This window comes from Vogesella mureinivorans, assembly GCF_007644035.1.
Lineage (GTDB): Bacteria > Pseudomonadota > Gammaproteobacteria > Burkholderiales > Chromobacteriaceae > Vogesella > Vogesella mureinivorans.
On the sequence record NZ_VMTV02000104.1, the window covers coordinates 1 to 291 of the forward strand.

At 49.5% G+C, this 291-nt stretch carries 1 protein-coding gene; it reads left to right on the forward strand.

What is annotated here, in order from left to right; all coding sequences use genetic code 11:
* Positions 1-291 (forward strand): hypothetical protein (locus tag FLQ44_RS25500; RefSeq protein ID WP_147692965.1); only part of this gene is annotated, 291 nt, incomplete at both ends.

Here is a 291-nt window from a genome sequence, read left to right on the forward strand (position 1 = left end):
GGAATTGCGATCGTGGATGCGGCGGGTCGCCCTTACTATACCAACCAATGCGGCAATCAACTCAGGGGCAAAGAAACTGATACTTCCATAGCACCGGAGCAGATCTCAGAGGCTTATCAGCTTTATGTAGCGGGAACGGATCAAATCTATCCAGCGGAGAGCTTGCCTGCTGTGCGGGCATTAAGGGGCGAACGCATCAGAACTGAAGATATAGAAATTCGTCGAGATCATGTCTCCATTCTAATTGAGGCACGGGGAACACCAGTTTTTGATCAACAGGGCAATATCACT